This is a genomic window from Variovorax atrisoli 110B (genome assembly GCF_000382045.1).
Taxonomy (GTDB): Bacteria; Pseudomonadota; Gammaproteobacteria; order Burkholderiales; family Burkholderiaceae_C; genus Variovorax; species Variovorax atrisoli.
Genome location: NZ_KB907451.1, coordinates 74,841 through 89,447 on the forward strand (window position 1 = coordinate 74,841; position 14,607 = coordinate 89,447).

Here is a 14,607-nt window from a genome sequence, read left to right on the forward strand (position 1 = left end):
GAATTTTTCTTTTGGATTTTTTGCGCTCTTCGCGAAGCCTTCGCGCCCCCTGCGTCCTGCCCCGGCATTCACACACCCACAAAAGGAGCCCCCATGCCACGCAAATTCGTCGACCTCTCGATCTTTCTCGAAAACGACGTGCTTTCGGACCCGCCCGCCTTCGCGCCGAAGATCCAGTACTTCACGCACGAGCAGACCTACGAGCAGATCGAGCCCTTCTTTCCCGGCCTGAAGAAGGAAGACCTGCCCGACGGCGAGGGCTGGGCGGTGGAACTGGTGCAGCTGTCGACGCACAACGGCACCCACCTCGACGCGCCCTATCACTTCCACTCGACCATGGACAAGGCGCTGGGCGAGAAGAAGCCCGCCATCGCCATCCACGACGTGCCGCTCGAGTGGTGCTTCCAGCCCGGGGTGAAGCTCGACTTCCGCCACTTCGCCGATGGCTACGTGGTGACCGCCGCGGACGTCGAGGCCGAACTCAAGCGCATCGGCCACACGCTGAGCCCGCTGGAGATCGTGGTGGTCAACACCCGCGCCGGCTCCCGCTACGGCAACCCCGACTACGTATCGGCCGGCGCGGGCATGGGCTACGAGGCGACGATGTACCTGCTGGAGCGCGGCGTGCGCCTCACGGGCACCGACGCATGGAGCTGGGACGCACCCTTCGTGCACACCGCGAAGAAGTACGGCGAGACGCATGACGCCTCGCTGATCTGGGAAGGCCACAAGGCCGGCCGCGACATCGGCTACTGCCACATCGAGAAGCTGCACAACCTGGAGTCCCTGCCGCCCACGGGCTTCTACATCAGCTGCTTCCCGCACAAGATCCGCGGCGCGTCGGCCGGCTGGACGCGCGCGGTCGCGATCTTCGACGACGCGCTGATGGCCTCGGCGTGAGGGCGGCTTCATGAGCATCGCACTCAACCACACGCACGACACTCACGCGCGCAGCTGGGTCGAATCGGCCAATGCGCCGGACAGCAACTTCCCGATCCAGAACCTGCCCCATGCGGTGTTCCGCCGCGCCGGGAGCGCCGAGGCATTCCGCGGCGGTGTCGCGATCGGCGACCGGGTTCTGGACCTGGCCGCGCTGGTCACGAAGCAGCAGCTCGACGGCCTCGCGCTCGACGCCGCGAACGCAGCCGCGCTGCCGGCGCTCAACGACCTCTTCGCACTCGGCCACGGCGCATGGCAGGCGCTGCGCCACGCGCTCTTCGACCTGCTGAAGAACGACTCGCCCGTCGCGGCGGTGCAGGCCGTGCGCGAATGCCTCGTGCCGCAGGCCGACGTCGAGTACACCGTGCCCGCACGCATCGGCGACTACACCGACTTCTACACCTCGATCGACCACGCGCTGAACATCAGCCGCCTGATGAATCCCGATGGCGACGTGACGCCCAACTTCCGCTGGATTCCGATCGCGTACCACGGGCGCGTGTCGACCATCGGCGTGAGCGGCCAGCGCTTCCACCGCCCGATGGGACAGGCCATGACCCCGGGCGCGAAGGCGCCCACCTACCAGGCCTGCGCGCGGCTCGACTACGAGCTGGAGCTCGGCGTGTGGATCGGCAAGGGCAACGCGCAGGGCGATGCGATTCCGCTCGAACGCGCGCAGGAACACATCTTCGGCATCTGCCTGCTCAACGACTGGTCGGCGCGCGACATCCAGTTCTGGGAGATGGCGCCGCTCGGGCCTTTCCTCGCAAAGAACTTCGCCACCACCATCTCACCGTGGATCGTGACCATGGAAGCGCTCGCACCCTACCGGCAGGCATGGACGCGCCCATCGGACGAGCCCCAGCCGCTGGCCTACCTGGAGCATGCGGCCAACCGCGACAGCGGCGCGATCGACATCCGGCTGGAGGTGTGGCTCGAAAGCGAGAAGGCCCGCAAGGAAAAGACCGGACCGTCACGGCTTTCATCGACCAGCTTCAGGCACCAGTACTGGACCGTCGCGCAGATGGTGACGCACCACACCATGGGCGGGTGCAGCCTGAACCCCGGCGACCTGTTCGGCAGCGGCACGATCTCCGGCCCAGGCGAGGGCGAGGCCGGCGCGATCATCGAGCTGACGCGCGCTGGTCAAAGCCCGGTGGCGCTGGCCAACGGCGAGCAGCGCGGCTTCCTGGAAGACGGCGACGCGGTGCTGCTGCGCGGCTGGTGCGAGAAGCCGGGCCATGCGCGCATCGGGTTCGGGGAGAGCCGGGGGACGGTGCTGGCGGCAAGGGGTTGACGTTCCAGTAAACACTATTTACAGTCCGACTCCTTTTGCGGATGAGCCGCAAAGATTCTCGACAACACGACGAGCACTCCACTCTCACACCGAGTCATTTCGTGAACACCACGCCGGTCATTGCCAAGAACGTCTGCGACAACGCGAGTCCGACATCGGTGCGCGCGTTCGAACACGGCATGGCCTTTGAGATGGGCCAGCCGCAAACGCCCAACGAGGCTTCACCGGGCGAAGCCGGCGCATAGCGCGCACCTCTTCAGCACTCTTTTCAAGGAGGCCCGGACACCGAATGGTTCCGGGCCTCTTTTCTTTTTGCGTCACCATCATCAACCACAGGGAGAAAACAACCATGCGCAAACTGGTCACCGTCCGCACTGTCGATGCGATCCGCCCCATCCCGGGAGCGGATGCCATCGAATGCGCCATCGTCGAAGGCTGGACCGTCGTGATCAAGAAGGGCGAGTTCGCCGTCGGCGACCGCTGCGTCTTCTTCGAGATCGATTCATTCCTGCCGCTTGACGATCCGCGCTTTACCTTCCTGGAGAAGGCCGCGATCACCTGGAACGAACAGCGCGGCGTGCGGCTTCGCACGATGAAGCTGCGCGGCCAGATTTCGCAGGGGCTGATCCTGCCACTGTTGCAGTTCTCGGAAATCGACGCGCTCGCGCTGGCTGATCCGGCGCTGCGCCAGCGTGACTGGGCGCAGCTGCTCGGCATCGACAAGTGGGAGCCGGTGGTTCCGGCCTGCCTGTCGGGCGAGGTGGAGGGTGCATTCCCTTCGTTCATTGCCAAGACCGACCAGGAGCGCATCCAGAACCTCCCGGAGGTTCTGGCGGGGAACGACGGACACGCGTTCGAAGTCACGGTCAAACTCGACGGATCGAGCATGACCGCCTTCCACAACGCGGGAGCCGTCGGCGTCTGCGGGCGCAACTGGCAGCTGCGTGAAAGCCCGGGCAACAGCCTTTGGCGCGTGGCCCGGGAAGATCGCCTGCTGGAAGCTCTCGCGGCACTGGGCCGCAACGTGGCGCTCCAGGGGGAAATCATCGGCGAAGGCATCCAGGGCAACCCGGAGAAGCTGCGCGGCCAGCAATTCCACGTCTTCGATGTGTTCGACATCGATCGCGGCGGCTATTGCGGAATGGAGGAGCGCGGCGCCGTCGTCGACTCGCTGCGCGCGCTGGGAGCCACCGTGCGCACCGTGCCTTTGCTCGAAGTGACCGCGCTCGACCGCTTCGGCGGATCGATCGCCGAGGTGCTGGCGTATGCCGAGGGGCCGTCGCTGAATCGGGAGACTTCTCGCGAAGGACTCGTGTTCAAGCGGCTGGACGGCAGGCTGTCGTTCAAGGCAATCTCGAACAGCTACCTGCTGAAGCACTCGGACCGCTGAGTTGGAGCACAAATGAAAAAGGCCACCGATGAGGTGGCCTTTTTCTGCGATTTGGAGCGGGAAAAGAGTCTCGAACTCTCGACCTCAACCTTGGCAAGGTTGCGCTCTACCAACTGAGCTATTCCCGCGTTAGCCTCAGATTATAGGGTGGAATCGGGCGGATTTTTCCGAATCCCTGAAAAAAGTTCATTTTTCTTCCTGGCGAGGGCGCGGAGAGCCGGGGCAAGAGGTCATCAGGCGTCGAACACCATCGAGCGGTGCATCGACACGCCGGCCATCAGCCCGTCCGCGGACGCCAGCGTGGCGTTGGAGAACATCATCGCGAGATCGCCCGCGCCATAGACGCCGGGCACGGTCGTCATCTTCATCGCATCGACGCGCAGAACCTTGCCCAGCGGGCCGTCGTCGAAGGCGCAGCCCAGCCGTTCGGCCAGAGGGCTGGCGGGACGTGTGCGCGGCGTCACGTAGAGCGCGTCGATGGGCACCAGCCTGCCGTCGTCGATGCGCACCCCGGCGAGGTCGGCCGCATCGCCTTCCAGGCCGGCGACGCGGCCGGGCTCGATGGCGACGCCGCGCGCCTGCAGCCTCGCGCGCGCCTCGGCATCCGGCCCTTCGCCGCCGTTGAGGAAGAGCGTGGTCGGGCCCCATTCGGCGATCAGGAGCGCATGGTCCTGCGGCTGCACGCCGTGGTGATAGAGCACGCCCAGCCGGCGCCCGCCGAACTCGTAGCCGTGGCAATAAGGACAGTGCAGCACGCTCGCACCCCAGCGTTCGCCCAGGCCCGGAATCTCCGGCAGGCCGTCCTGCACGCCGTGGGACAGCAGCAGCCTGTCGGCCGAACGGTGCTCGCCGCTGCTCAGCGACACAGTGAAACCACCTGCCTCGTCAGCGCCCGCATCGACGACCGCGGCCTCGACGAATTCGACTGTCGGGTACGCGAGCAGCTTCTCGCGCGCGTCCCCGATCATCTTCAACGGCGGCACGCCGTCCTGTCCGAAGAAGCCGTGCGACGCGGCGGCGAAGCGGTTGCGCGGCGCTCCGGTGTCGACGACGCAGACCTTGCGTCTCGCCCGGGCAAGCTGCATGGCAGCGGAAAGGCCGGCAAAGCTGCCGCCCACGATCAGAGCGTCATGGCGCATGTTCGATGTCCTTCGATGTGAAGCCGCCGCCTGTCATGCGGCGATGAAAGTCCCTGGAGAGATCGGCCAGCGTGATGCTGTTGAAGCGCCTGAGCAGCAGCGCCTCAGCCTCGTCGCACACGCCGTCGAGCGCCGCGTTCACCGCCTGCTCGACGATGCAGCCGGGGCTCTCGGTGCGGTTGCCCAAGGCCAGCAGCGCGGGCGCGCCCACCGCGTTGTGGATGTCGCCCAGCGTCACTGCCGACAAGGTGCAAGACAGCACCCAGCCGCCGCCATGCCCCTTGGCCGAACTCACGAACCCCGCCTGCCGGAGGCCGGCCATGAGTCGGCGCACGACCACCGGATTGGTCTGCATCGCCACCGCGAGCGACTCGGAGGTGACGGGCGCCTTCATCTCGGCCATGTGCAGCAGCACGTGGAGGACGGCGGAAAGCTTGCTGTCGCGTTTCATGCAACATTATGAGTTGCATGTGTTTGACATGGCACGGTGCAGGGTCTTGTGCAATCGCTCGCCCATCGGCGGCCACGGAGCCGGGGTGAGAATCGGGCCCGACCATGACACCCGCCCCGACCACCCTGCTCGACGCCGCGCTGCGCGGCATGCTGCTTGCCCTGTTGCTCGTGCTCGTGCTGGTCCTCGGCCGCGACCGTCCTCGCCTGCTGGCGGCTCGGGCGGGTCTGCTGCTCGCCCTCGGCCTGTGCATCCAGGTGATCGGCTCTATGCCACTGTTCGAAGCGACGGTGCCTCGGGCGTGGCAATCGCCCTTCGTCGCGATCTCGGTCGGCAACGCGGTGCTGTTCTGGGTGTTCGTGCGAGCACTCTTCGACGACGACTTCGCGCTGCGGCCGCTTCACATCGCTTCATGGCTGGCAGTGGCGGTATTGGCGGCGTTCAACTGCGCGATGGTCGCGGGCAGCGCCTCGGTGGTCGCGCCGATCACCGTGGGTATCCAGCGCGCCGTGCCGCTGGTGTTCGCGGTGCTTGCGGCGATGGCTGCGGCTTCGCAGTGGCGGGCCGATCTGGTGGAAGGCCGGCGCCGGCTGCGCGTGTTCATCGTGGTGACAGGCGTCGGCTACAGCATCGGGATGCTGGTGGTGCGGCTGGCCTCCCCGCGCGGACAGCTGTCGGGCCCTTCCGCCACGGCCGACGCAGCGATGCTGCTGCTGATCGTGGCGGTGGTGACATGGCAGATGGTGCGGCTGGCGGGGTCGGAGTTCTTCCCGGCGGCACAGGCACCGGCCGTGATTCCGCCGGTGATGCCGGGCGGGCCGGCCCAGTCCGCCGAAGAGTCCTCCAATCCCCGACCCGCCGAGCCGGGGCCCGCTGCCGAACCAGCCTCCGACCCCGCCGAAGACCGCCTCGCCGCATCCCTGCAGCACGCCATGGCGGTCGAGCACACCTACCGCAGCGAAGACCTCAGCATCGCCACCCTCGCCGCCCGACTTTCGGTGCCCGAGTACCGCCTGCGGCGCCTCATCAATCAGCGGCTGGGCCACCGCAATTTCAACGCCTTCGTCAACGGCTTCCGGCTGGCCGAGGCCACGGCGGCGCTGGCCGATTCCTCCAAACGCGAGTTGCCAGTGCTGACCATTGCACTGACTGCGGGCTTCCAGTCGATCGGTCCCTTCAACCGCGCCTTCAAGGCCGCCACGGGCCTGACTCCCACCGAGTTCCGCAGGAAGAAGCTGGCCGAATCCTGAAATCTCTGGCCGAAAACCGGCGCTTGCGGCTTTCGGCAAGACCGGGCGGCAGCACCCCGGCATCGTGCGGGCTCCAAAGGCAAGGAACCAACGATGCGACGCTCTTCTTCTTCTTTCTTCTTCCTGTTTCTCGCGTTTTTCTGCAGCTGGGCACAGGCCTCGATGGGCCTGGCGGAGCTTCCCGCCGCCCCCGGGGACGGCCCGGTCACGGTGTTCTACCCATCGTCCGATGCTGCCCAGCCGACCCGCCGCGCCCGGTTCACGCTCGAAGTGGCGGCTGAGGGCACACCAGTGCCCGGCAACGGCCGGCTGGTGGTCATCTCGCACGGCTCGGGCGGCGCGCCGTGGGTGCACGCCGACATCGCGCGCAGCCTGGTCGAGACTGGCTTCGTCGTCGCCATGCCGGAACACAAGGCCGACAACTACAAGGACGACAGCGATCCCGGGCCCGACAGCTGGACCATTCGGCCGGCCGAGGTGTCGCGTGCCATCGACGCGGTGGTTCGCGACCCGCGCTTCGCGCCGCTGCTTCGGCTGGACAAGGTCGGCATGTACGGCATGTCGGCGGGCGGGCACACCGCACTGAGCCTCGCGGGCGGGCGCTGGTCTCCGGCCGCGTTCGCCCGGCACTGCGAGGCAAACCTGGTGAACGACTTCCAGTCCTGCGTCGGCCTCGTCACGCGGCTGACCGGCAGCCCGCTGGACGACATCAAGAAATGGACAGCGCTTTTCGTGATCCGCCGCCGCTTCGGCGACGACGCCGTGGCGCGCGAGCACACCGACCCGCGCATCGCGGCCATCGTGGCAGGTGTGCCCTCGTCGGCCGATTTCGACATGGGCTCGCTGGCCGATCCGCGCGTGCCGCTGGGCCTCATCACCGCCCGGCAAGACCGCTGGCTGATTCCGCGCTTCCACAGCGACCGCGTGCTCGCGGCCTGCCTGCCACGCTGTGAGCTGATCGCCGAAATGCCTACCGGCGGCCACGGTGCTCTGCTGTCGCCGCCCCCGCCAGGGCTGTCAGGCCTCATCGGCGACATGCTCGATGACCCGCCGGGCTTTGACCGCCCGAATGTGTTGCAAGACGTGAACAAGAAGACAACGGCCTTCTTCCGCACTCATCTGCTGCCTTGATGGACGGAACGTTGATCTGGCGCCCTAACGCACGACCCCCCATTTCCGCCGACGGCCGGTTCCCACGCGCGCAGGCGAACCTGGCGCACATGGCGACAGATCCCGGCGCGGCGATGGTTGCACCCGGATCGATCGAACCCGGTCGGTCCGTGAAACGTGACCATGCAACGAAAGGAACAGTCACCCATGAAGCAACAGCATCAACACAAGCGCATCGTCCTCGGCACCCTGCTCGCAGGCCTGCTGGCCGTCGGCGGCGTCGCCCAGGCGCAAGGCGTCGGGGTCGGCGTCGGGGTCAATGCCGACGTGAATGCCTCGGGCTCCACCGCAGGCACACGCGGCGGTGCGGGTGCGGCAACCGGCGCCAATGCCGGGGCCAGCGCGAACACGAATGCAGGCAGCGCGGCGAGCGGCGCCACGGGTGCCGTCGGAAATACGGTCGGCGGCGTGCTGGGCGGCGCCACCGGTGCCGTCGGCGGAGCGACGAATGCCGTGGGCGGCGTGACCAACACGGTGGGCGGCACGCTCCAGGGCGCGACCGGTGCGGTCGGATCGGCCGGCGGCGCGGTGAAGGCGCCTGCCGTGGGCGCCAAGGCCCAGGGTCGGGCACAGGGCTCGGGCGCGGTCGACATCAAGAAGTAACCGCGACTTCAGCCCGATGAGAAAGGCCCGCGGTGCCGGAGCGCCGCGGGCCTTTTTCACGTCGCCTCGATCAGCAGGCAGGCTGGAGCTTGAACAGGCTCGTGACCTCGGCGTCGAGCACCATCAGTTCGCGCTGGTTGAAGAGCCGCCAGCGCCAGCGCAGGATACCGAGCGTCGGCCGCTTCTCGGAGCGGCGCACCTCGATCACGTCGGCCACCAGCCGCAATGCGTCGCCGGGGCGTACCGGGTTGGGCCAGCGCACATGCTCCAGGCCCGGCGACGCGAAGGATTCCGAACCGGCGAGCGCAGCCTCCACCACCAGCTTCATGGCGATGGAGCAGGTATGCCACCCGCTCGCGATGAGCCCGCCGAAGGGGCTTTCCGCGGCGGCTTGCGCATCGACATGGAACCACTGCGGATCGTAGGCCTGCGCGAACTGCAGGAGTTCGGCCTCGGAGAGCACATAGGGCCCGGCCTCGATGACCTGGCCCGCGTGGAAGTCGGCGAACTTCATTCGCCGCGGCTCAGTAGGTCTCGAGGTGCAGGCGGCCTTCGCGCTTCAGCGCGGCGCCCACCGTGTCCCAGTCGAGCCCGGCGTCCTTCGCCACGTCGCGCAGTGCGAGCACCACGCCTTCTTCCATGCTCTTGAGGCCGCACACGTAGAAGTGGCTGGCGCCGTCCTTCAGCAGCGCGGCCAGGTCGGCGGCGCGCTCGCGCATCAGGTCCTGCACGTAGCGCTTGGGTTGCCCGGGCGTGCGCGAGAACGCGAGGTTGATGTCGATGAAGTCCTTGGGCAGCGACTGCAGCGGGCCGAAGTACGGCAGCTCCTGCTGCGTGCGCGCGCCGAAGAACAGCAGCAGCTTGCCGCCCTCGAACTTGCCGCTCTTGCGCAGCCGGCGGCGCCACTCGGTCATGGCGCGCATGGGCGCGCTGCCGGTACCGGTGCAGATCATCACGATGTGCGACTTGGGGTGGTTCGGCATCAGGAACGAGGAGCCGAAGGGCCCCACCACCTGCACCGTGTCGCCCACCTTCAGGTCGCACACGTAGTTCGAGCACACGCCGCGCACGGGCGTGCCGTCGTGGTCTTCGGTGACGCGCTTCACGGTGAGCGAGACGTTGTTGTAGCCGGGCCGCTCGCCGTTGCGCGGGCTGGCCACCGAGTACTGGCGTGCATGGTGGCGCTTGCCCGTGGCGTCGGTGCCTGGCGGCACGATGCCGATCGACTGGCCCTCGAGCACCGGGAAAGGCACCACGCCGAAGTCGAGCACGATGTGGTGCGTCTCGCTGTCGAAGCCGGCCTCGGTGCAGTTGAAGTTGCCCACCACGGTGGCGGTGGTCGGCGTCTTCGGCGGAAAGAGGTTGGTGTAGGCGTGCGCGGCCGACCAGGGCGGCACGGTGGCGCCGTACTGCGCGGAATTGAAGGCCGGCTCTATCGTTTCGACCGCGGCCTGGGCCTGGGCCTGCGCCTGTGTCTGCGCGGGCACGGCAGCTTCGGCACCCGCCGCGACGCCGGCCGCTTCGAGTTCCTCCGGCGAGAGCTCTGCGGGCAGCGACTCCCACGTGAACTGCTCCTCGATGGAATACGCGCGTACCAGCGGCATGGTGCGCCAGTTGTCGATCGAGCCCGTGGGGCACGGCGAGATGCAGGCCATGCAGCCGTTGCAGACGTCGGCACGCACGACGTAGTTGTTGTCGTCGTGCGTGATCGCGTTGACGGGGCAGGTGGCCTCGCAGGTGTTGCAGCGGATGCAGATCTCGGGGTCGATCAGGTGCTGCTTGATGACTCCGGCTTCGACGGCCATGTCCATGTTGTTCTCCTAGAGCCCTCCCCCTCCGGGGGAGAGTTGGGTGGGGGCACGCGGCGTTGTCGTGGTCGCGCTGCTTGCCCCCATCCCTGCCTTCCCCAGAGGGGGAAGGAGCGATACCCAGATACCAATCAGCCGAAGCGGACGTACTCGAAATCCACCGGCTGGCGGTTGATGCCCATCACCGGCGGCGAGATCCAGCCGGCGAACTTGCCCGGTTCCACCACGCGGCCCATCAACGATGCCACGAAAGCGAAGTCTTCGGCACTGGGCAACCACTCGTCGCGCTTGGCGGCCCATTCCATGTCGTTCACCACGCGGCCTTCCGGCGACATCTTGATGCCGGCGAGCGCGCCGATCTGGCGGTTGAACGCCTTGTGCGGCACCACCAGGCGCGTCGGGATGCCGGCCTTCTCCAGCACCTTGTTCCAGCGGCCCACGCCGGCCACCGAGTCCTTGATGAAGTCGTCGCGCAGCACTTCGTTGAGCGCGTTGAGCATCGGCACGTCCTTCTCGACGAGCTGGCCGTTCTGCACCTCGAGCACCTTGTAGGTCTGGCCCTTGAGAACGTGGTCGTCGGTGCGCTTGCCCTCTTCGTAGCGGCCCTTCAGGCCCGAACTGTAGAAGGTGGCGGCGTTGCTCGACTGGTCGGCGCCGAACAGGTCGATGGTCACGCTGTAGTGGAAGTTCAGGTAGCGCTGGATGGTCCCCAGGTCGATGGCGCCGGCGGCACGCACCTTCTGCGGGTCGTCGGTCTTGAGCTCGTTCATGACCTGCGCGGTGCGCGCGATGACGCGCGACACGCCGCTCTCGCCCACGAACATGTGATGCGCTTCCTCGGTCAGCATGAACTTCGTGGTGCGCGCCAGCGGGTCGAAGGCGCTCTCGGCCAGCGCCGACAGCTGGAACTTGCCGTCGCGGTCGGTGAAGTACGTGAACATGAAGAACGCGAGCCAGTCGGGCGTGCGCTCGTTGAATGCGCCCAGGATGCGCGGGTTGTTCTCGTCGCCCGAGGTGCGCTGCAGGAGGGCCTCGGCCTCTTCGCGGCCGTCGCGGCCGAAGTGCTTGTGCAGCAGGTAGACCATGGCCCACAGGTGGCGGCCCTCTTCCACGTTGATCTGAAACAGGTTGCGCAGGTCGTACATGCTGGGCGCGGTCAGGCCCAGGTGGCGCTGCTGCTCCACCGACGCGGGCTCGGTGTCGCCCTGAGTCACGATGATGCGGCGCAGGTTGGCGCGGTGCTCGCCCGGCACGTCCTGCCAGGCCTTCTCGCCCTTGTGGTCGCCGAAGTGGATCTCGCGGTTGGAATCGCCGGGGTTCAGGAAGATGCCCCAGCGGTAGTCGCGCATCTTCACGTGGCCGAACTGGGCCCAGCCCTGCGGATCGACGCTCACGGCCGTGCGCAGATAGACCTCGTGGTTGGTGGAGCCCTCGGGGCCCACGTCGTCCCACCAGTTGATGAAGTTCGGCTGCCAGCCTTCGAGCGCGCGCTGCAGCGTGCGGTCTTCGCCGAGGTTGACGTTGTTGGGGATCTTCTCGCTGTAGTTGATCGTGCTCATGGCGAAACCTTTATCGAGTGGTTGCTGGAGAGATGTCTGTTCAAGAAACGCTGCGGAACCGGCTTTGCCGGACCGCTAGCGTTGCCCCCTGGAAGGGGGTTGGCGAAGCGACACGAAGTGCGCGAAGCCTGGGGGTCATACCCGATTCAGGTCGAAGCCGGCCTTCTGCCCGGTGCCGTAGACCTTCAGCGCACCCTTCTCGCCGACGGCGTTGGGGCGGTTGAAGATCCAGTTCTGCCAGGCCGAGAGGCGGCCGAAGATGCGGGTGACCATGTTCTCCTTGCTCGCGAAGCGCAGGTTGGCTTCAAGGCCGGTGAGCGAGTCGGGCGACATCGCGGCGCGTTCCTCGATGGCGATGCGGATCTCGTCGTCCCAGTCGATGTCGTCGGGGGCGGCGGTCACAAGGCCCAGCTTCAGGGCCTCGTCGGCGTCGAGCGGCTTGCCCGCGGCGGCACGCGCTGCTTCCAGCGGCGCGGCTTCCTCATAGAAGCGGCGCTGCAGTCGGCTCTGGTCGTTCACCATCGGGAAGAAGCCGAAGTTGAATTCGTCCAGCGTGAGCTTCGGCGCGCGTTCGGCATCGTCGGGCAGCGCGAGCATGTAGGCGCGGTCGGCCGCGAAGGCCAGCTCGGCCAGCGTGCCGGCGAAGCACGAGCCGGCTTCGATCAGCGCGAACAGGCTGCGCGAGGAAACATCCAGGCGGCCCAGCGTGCGGCGCAGCGCGCCGATGGTCTCGCGCACCAGCCAGTGGTCCTTGTTGGCGAGCATCACCGCGTCCGACGCGAGCACGGCGGCGGCATCGCCTTCCGTCTTGAGCAGCCAGGTGCCGATGTCGAGCTCGTTGGTGCGCAGGTTCAGGATGGCGTCGTCGAGCTCACGGCACATCGCGAGCGGCCACCACGCGGCGCCGGCCGCCTCGATGGCGGCGATGTCCGAGGGCTGCGCGCCGGTGGGCGCCTTCACGGTGATGGTGGCGGTGCGCTTGCTGCGGTCGATCTGCACATTGACGTTCGCGTACGAGATGCCGTCGGCGCTGTCGGTGCGCTCGATGCGCGTGAGCGCCACGCCCTTGGCATTCGCGGGGCGGTCGCTGCCGGCGGCCAGTTGCGAGGCGCGTTCCTGCACGGCGGCGGCGAACTGCGCGGGCTTGGCGACCGCGTCGACCAGGCGCCACTCGACCGCGCGCTGGCCGCGCACGCCTTCGACGCTGGTGCAGAAGATGTCGGCGAGGTCATGGCGCACGTGGCGCTTGTCGGTCACTCGGGTCAGGCCGCCGGTGCCGGGCAGCACGCCCAGGAGCGGCACTTCGGGCAGCGACACGGCGGAGGAGCGGTCGTCCACCAGCAGGATCTCGTCGCAGGCCAGCGCCAGCTCGTAGCCGCCGCCCGCGCAGGCGCCGTTGACGGCCGCGAGGAACTTCAGGCCCGAGTGCTTCGAGGAGTCTTCGATGCCGTTGCGCGTCTCGTTGGTGAACTTGCAGAAGTTCACCTTCCATGCGTGGCTGGAGACGCCGAGCATGAAGATGTTGGCGCCCGAGCAGAAGATGCGGTCCTTGCCGCTGGTGACGATCACGCTGCGCACCTCGGGGTGCTCGAAGCGCACGCGGTTGAGCGCGTCGTTGAGTTCCACGTCCACGCCCAGGTCGTAGCTGTTGAGCTTGAGCTTGTAGCCGGGGCGGATGCCGCCGTCTTCCGCGATGTCGAGCACGAGGCGCGCGATGGCGCCGTCGAAGCTCAGCGACCAGTGGCGGTACTGGCTCGGATCGGTGCGGTAGTCGACGCGCTGGGGCGCCTGGGGCGTGGTGGTGTCGGTCATGCAGAAGTCTCCTGTGGGGGCAGCTGTGGGGCAGTATTCGGAAACCGGGAACAGGAAAAATAATGCACTTTCTTGTTCCGATGACATGCATCATGCTGCATGCACACAGGCAAGTCAATGCCTGCTGCACTTTTTTTCAGATTTTGGAAGCCCCGAGGGCGACTAGACCAGTCCCATGGACTGGCGTACGGCCGCGCGCAGGGCCTGGAAGCTCTGCGGCAGCGTCTTGCCGCTGGTGTCCACCGACAGGTCTGCCTTCGAATAGAAGGCGGCGCGGCCATTGAGGATGCGGCGCAGGTCCTCCATCGCCTCCTTGCTGGCGGCCATCGGGCGGGTGTCGCCCTGCGCGGCCACGCGGCCCATGTGCTCCTCGGGCGCGGCCTGGAGCCACACGGTGGTGCAGTGCGCGAGCAGCTCGTTGAAGGTGGCCGGGTCGGAGACGATGCCACCGGGCGTGGCGATCACCACCTCGCTGTAGATCTGCACCGCCTCTTCCAGCGCGCGGCGCTCGTAGCGGCGGTAGGCATTGGTGCCGTACAGGTCATGGATCTCGCGCACGCTGCAGCCGGCGAGCTTCTCGATCTCGCGGCTGAGCTCGATGAAGGGAATCTCCAGGTCTTCCGCCAGCATCTGGCCCAGCGTGGACTTGCCCGCCCCGCGCAGGCCCACGAGTGCGATGCGGCGGTGCCGCGCCGGATCGACAGAGGCGGTGCCCAGCAGCTCGCCGATCGCCACGCGCACGCGGCGCAGGTCGGCCTCGCTGCGGTGCTCGAGCAGCTCGCGGATCAGCAGCCACTCGGGCGAACTGGTCGTGACGTCGCCCACCAGTTCGGCCAGCGAGCAGTGCAGCGCGCCGGCCACCTGCTGCAGCACCAGGATCGACGCGTTGCCGATGCCGTATTCGAGATTGGCCAGGTGGCGCTCAGACACGTCGGCCGCGATGGCCACCGCCTTGCGGGTGAGGCCGCGCTGCGCGCGCAGGTTGCGCACGCGGTCGCCAAGCGCCGACAGCAGCGGATTCTTCGCCTCCCCGGCGACGGCCTGGCCCGGCGCGCTGTCGCCGCCTTCAGCCGCGGCGGCCAGCGCCGCGTCTACGTGCTCGTTCATGCAATTCCTCGTTCTTCGCCGGGATTGTGCTCGCTCAGGGTAAACACCATAGATGCACTATATTGCTTGACACCCTTTGTCT

The 14,607-nt window shown here is 67.4% G+C and carries 14 protein-coding genes and 1 tRNA gene; 7 read left to right on the forward strand and 8 right to left on the reverse strand.

Annotated features, from left to right (window positions below; translation table 11 throughout):
* Window positions 1-93 precede the first annotated feature (93 nt).
* From G369_RS0108370 to G369_RS0108385, 4 genes are all read left to right on the forward strand, one after another.
* Window positions 94-900, forward strand: coding sequence for a cyclase family protein (locus tag G369_RS0108370; protein ID WP_019653539.1), 807 nt, complete (start codon window positions 94-96; stop codon window positions 898-900).
* Between the two features lie 10 nt (window positions 901-910).
* Window positions 911-2,236 carry a fumarylacetoacetase gene (fahA, locus tag G369_RS0108375; protein WP_019653540.1) on the forward strand — a complete coding sequence of 442 codons (1,326 nt, stop codon included), beginning with the start codon at window positions 911-913 and terminating at the stop codon, window positions 2,234-2,236.
* Between the two features lie 101 nt (window positions 2,237-2,337).
* Window positions 2,338-2,481: a hypothetical protein gene (locus G369_RS38485; RefSeq protein WP_019653541.1), complete on the forward strand. Its 144-nt coding sequence runs from the start codon at window positions 2,338-2,340 to the stop codon at window positions 2,479-2,481.
* Between the two features lie 104 nt (window positions 2,482-2,585).
* Window positions 2,586-3,626, forward strand: coding sequence for an RNA ligase (ATP) (locus G369_RS0108385; protein ID WP_019653542.1), 1,041 nt, complete (start codon window positions 2,586-2,588; stop codon window positions 3,624-3,626).
* 52 nt (window positions 3,627-3,678) lie between these two features.
* Here G369_RS0108385 and G369_RS0108390 read toward each other — a convergent pair.
* From G369_RS0108390 to G369_RS0108400, 3 genes are all read right to left on the reverse strand, one after another.
* Window positions 3,679-3,754 (reverse strand) — tRNA-Gly (locus G369_RS0108390).
* Window positions 3,755-3,859: 105 nt separating this feature from the next.
* Entirely contained in the window at window positions 3,860-4,765 is a 906-nt protein-coding gene (locus G369_RS0108395; RefSeq protein WP_019653543.1) for an NAD(P)/FAD-dependent oxidoreductase, read from the reverse strand.
* Window positions 4,755-5,216 carry an RrF2 family transcriptional regulator gene (locus G369_RS0108400; protein WP_019653544.1) on the reverse strand — a complete coding sequence of 154 codons (462 nt, stop codon included), beginning with the start codon at window positions 5,214-5,216 and terminating at the stop codon, window positions 4,755-4,757. The genes G369_RS0108395 and G369_RS0108400 overlap by 11 nt, the downstream gene beginning before the upstream one ends.
* Window positions 5,217-5,320: 104 nt before the next feature.
* Here G369_RS0108400 and G369_RS0108405 point away from each other — a divergent pair, with 104 nt between their 5' ends.
* The 3 genes from G369_RS0108405 (at window position 5,321) to G369_RS0108415 (ending at window position 8,239) form a co-directional block, all read left to right on the forward strand.
* Entirely contained in the window at window positions 5,321-6,466 is a 1,146-nt protein-coding gene (locus G369_RS0108405; RefSeq protein ID WP_019653545.1) for an AraC family transcriptional regulator, read from the forward strand.
* A 93-nt stretch (window positions 6,467-6,559) separates the two neighbouring features.
* Entirely contained in the window at window positions 6,560-7,597 is a 1,038-nt protein-coding gene (locus G369_RS0108410) for an alpha/beta hydrolase family protein (RefSeq protein WP_020723001.1), read from the forward strand.
* 186 nt (window positions 7,598-7,783) lie between these two features.
* Window positions 7,784-8,239: a hypothetical protein gene (locus G369_RS0108415; protein ID WP_019653547.1), complete on the forward strand. Its 456-nt coding sequence runs from the start codon at window positions 7,784-7,786 to the stop codon at window positions 8,237-8,239.
* Between the two features lie 70 nt (window positions 8,240-8,309).
* Here the strand turns inward: G369_RS0108415 and G369_RS0108420 are convergent, their stop codons facing one another.
* The 5 genes from G369_RS0108420 to G369_RS0108440 form a co-directional block, all read right to left on the reverse strand.
* A complete protein-coding gene (locus tag G369_RS0108420) occupies window positions 8,310-8,753 on the reverse strand; it encodes a MaoC family dehydratase (RefSeq protein ID WP_019653548.1) in 444 nt (147 codons plus the stop codon).
* A gap of 10 nt (window positions 8,754-8,763) precedes the next feature.
* Window positions 8,764-10,050 (reverse strand): benzoyl-CoA 2,3-epoxidase subunit BoxA, encoded by a 1,287-nt coding sequence (gene boxA / locus G369_RS0108425; RefSeq protein ID WP_019653549.1) that lies wholly within the window; start codon window positions 10,048-10,050, stop codon window positions 8,764-8,766.
* 128 nt (window positions 10,051-10,178) lie between these two features.
* Window positions 10,179-11,606: a benzoyl-CoA 2,3-epoxidase subunit BoxB gene (boxB, locus tag G369_RS0108430; protein ID WP_019653550.1), complete on the reverse strand. Its 1,428-nt coding sequence runs from the start codon at window positions 11,604-11,606 to the stop codon at window positions 10,179-10,181.
* Window positions 11,607-11,741: 135 nt separating this feature from the next.
* Complete coding sequence (boxC, locus tag G369_RS0108435) at window positions 11,742-13,418, reverse strand: 2,3-epoxybenzoyl-CoA dihydrolase (RefSeq protein ID WP_019653551.1); 1,677 nt, start codon at window positions 13,416-13,418, stop codon at window positions 11,742-11,744.
* A 162-nt stretch (window positions 13,419-13,580) separates the two neighbouring features.
* Window positions 13,581-14,525, reverse strand: coding sequence for a helix-turn-helix transcriptional regulator (locus tag G369_RS0108440; protein ID WP_019653552.1), 945 nt, complete (start codon window positions 14,523-14,525; stop codon window positions 13,581-13,583).
* Between the last annotated feature and the right edge of the window lie 82 nt (window positions 14,526-14,607).

Excerpts from the sequence above, each read along its gene's own strand:
- G369_RS0108395 (WP_019653543.1), bottom strand. The coding sequence starts at position 4,765 with ATGCGCCATGACGCTCTGATCGTGGGCGGCAGCTTTGCCGGCCTTTCC.
- G369_RS0108385 (WP_019653542.1), top strand. The coding sequence starts at position 2,586 with ATGCGCAAACTGGTCACCGTCCGCACTGTCGATGCGATCCGCCCCATC.
- G369_RS0108405 (WP_019653545.1), top strand. The coding sequence starts at position 5,321 with ATGACACCCGCCCCGACCACCCTGCTCGACGCCGCGCTGCGCGGCATG.
- G369_RS0108420 (WP_019653548.1), bottom strand. The coding sequence starts at position 8,753 with ATGAAGTTCGCCGACTTCCACGCGGGCCAGGTCATCGAGGCCGGGCCC.
- boxC (WP_019653551.1), bottom strand. The coding sequence starts at position 13,418 with ATGACCGACACCACCACGCCCCAGGCGCCCCAGCGCGTCGACTACCGC.
- G369_RS0108410 (WP_020723001.1), top strand. The coding sequence starts at position 6,560 with ATGCGACGCTCTTCTTCTTCTTTCTTCTTCCTGTTTCTCGCGTTTTTC.
- G369_RS0108400 (WP_019653544.1), bottom strand. The coding sequence starts at position 5,216 with ATGAAACGCGACAGCAAGCTTTCCGCCGTCCTCCACGTGCTGCTGCAC.
- G369_RS0108415 (WP_019653547.1), top strand. The coding sequence starts at position 7,784 with ATGAAGCAACAGCATCAACACAAGCGCATCGTCCTCGGCACCCTGCTC.
- fahA (WP_019653540.1), top strand. The coding sequence starts at position 911 with ATGAGCATCGCACTCAACCACACGCACGACACTCACGCGCGCAGCTGG.
- G369_RS0108440 (WP_019653552.1), bottom strand. The coding sequence starts at position 14,525 with ATGAACGAGCACGTAGACGCGGCGCTGGCCGCCGCGGCTGAAGGCGGC.
- G369_RS0108370 (WP_019653539.1), top strand. The coding sequence starts at position 94 with ATGCCACGCAAATTCGTCGACCTCTCGATCTTTCTCGAAAACGACGTG.
- boxA (WP_019653549.1), bottom strand. The coding sequence starts at position 10,050 with ATGGACATGGCCGTCGAAGCCGGAGTCATCAAGCAGCACCTGATCGAC.
- boxB (WP_019653550.1), bottom strand. The coding sequence starts at position 11,606 with ATGAGCACGATCAACTACAGCGAGAAGATCCCCAACAACGTCAACCTC.